Source organism: Kitasatospora sp. NPDC018058 (assembly GCF_044327205.1).
Lineage (GTDB): Bacteria > Actinomycetota > Actinomycetes > Streptomycetales > Streptomycetaceae > Kitasatospora.
In genome coordinates this window covers 1-1,508 of record NZ_JBIRFA010000143.1, presented here as the reverse complement: position 1 = coordinate 1,508, position 1,508 = coordinate 1, and the positions used below count along the sequence as shown (strand labels likewise).

At 70.0% G+C, this 1,508-nt stretch carries 1 protein-coding gene; it reads left to right on the top strand.

All coding sequences use genetic code 11. The features are described from left to right. The first annotated feature begins 252 nt into the window (after positions 1-252). Positions 253-1,482, top strand: a complete 1,230-nt coding sequence (locus ACH4E7_RS45600) for an IS110 family transposase (protein ID WP_396255129.1) — start codon at positions 253-255, stop codon at positions 1,480-1,482. Positions 1,483-1,508 lie beyond the last annotated feature (26 nt).

The window sequence follows — 1,508 nt, the reverse complement described above, 5'->3', positions numbered from 1 at the left end:
CCTAATGGGATTCGACGGGCCGTGAGGGAGACTACGGCCCGTAGCCGCCAGCAGGTGAGCACTACTCTCACCGGAGCCGTTTGAGCTCTGTTGTCAGACCGTGCCCCTGCTGGTCGGCCGGGAGGCCTGACTTCTGATGGGATGGCGTGCCCGCCGGGCGGTTGGGCGTGAGCACTGGATCCATTAGGGCGCGAGCCGTGCCTTCCGCAGGCTGCGCATCATGACTGGACGAGGGCGAAGGGGCGGATGCTGGTGTTGTTCATCGGTGACGACTGGGCCGAAGATCACCACGATGTCGAGGTGCAGGACGAGACAGGCCGCAAGCTCGCAACCGCCCGCCTGCCGGAGGGAGTTGAGGGCATCGCGAAACTGCACGCCATCGTGGCCCGGCACGGCGGCGAGGACCTCGAACCCGGGCGGGTGGTGGTCGGGATCGAGACCGACCGCGGACCGTGGGTGCAGGCGCTGATCGCGGCCGGCTACCGGGTCTACGCGGTCAACCCCAGGCAGGCGGCCCGGTTCAAGGAGCGGTACGGCACCTCCGGGGCGAAGAGCGACCGCGGCGACGCGCACGCGCTGGCGGACATGGTCCGCATCGACCGCGACCAGCTGCGGCCGATCGCGGGCGACAGCGGCCAGGCCCAGGCCGTCCGTGTGGTCGCCCGCGCTCACCAGACGCTGATCTGGGAGCGCACCCGTACCTTCCAGCGGCTGCGGAGCACGCTGCGCGAGTACTTCCCCGGCGCGCTGGCCGCCTACGCAGGCCTGGAGCTGACCAGCACCGACGCGATGGAACTGCTGATCAAGGCCCCCACGCCCGGCGAGGCGGCCAGGCTGACGAAGCCGCAGATCACCGCAGTCCTGGCCCGTCATCGGCGCCGCGACCGGGACCAGAAGGCCGGCGCGATCCAGGCCGCACTGCGCGAGCCCCAGCTCGGCCTGCCCACGCCGGTCACCACCGCCTACGGCGCGGCCGCGGTCGCGCACGCCAGAGTGCTGATCGCGCTGAACGAGCAGATACAGGCGCTGGAAGAGCAGGTGAGCGCGCATTTTCTCGCGCACCCGGACGCTGAGATCTACCTGTCGATGCCCGGCATCGGCGAGATCATCGGCGCCCGGGTACTGGCCGAGTTCGGTGACGACCCCACCCGCTACACCTCAGCCAAGGCCCGCAAGAACTACGCCGGCACCAGCCCGATCACCCGCGCCTCCGGCAAGGTCCACTCCGTCCAGGCCCGCTTCGTGCGCAACAACCGGCTCGCCGACGCCCTGCAACGCCAGGCCTTCTGCTCGCTGCAGAGATCACCCGGCGCCCGCCGCTACTACGACAAACAGCGAGCCCGGGACCTGGACTACAACCCCGCCCTGCGCCAGCTCGGCAACCGCCTCGTCGGCATCCTCCACGGCTGCCTCAAGACCCGCACCCTCTACGACGAGGCCACCGCCTGGTCACACCACGCAACCCTCCCAGCCACAGCTTGACACCGCTACGGCATGGGATGTCTGAC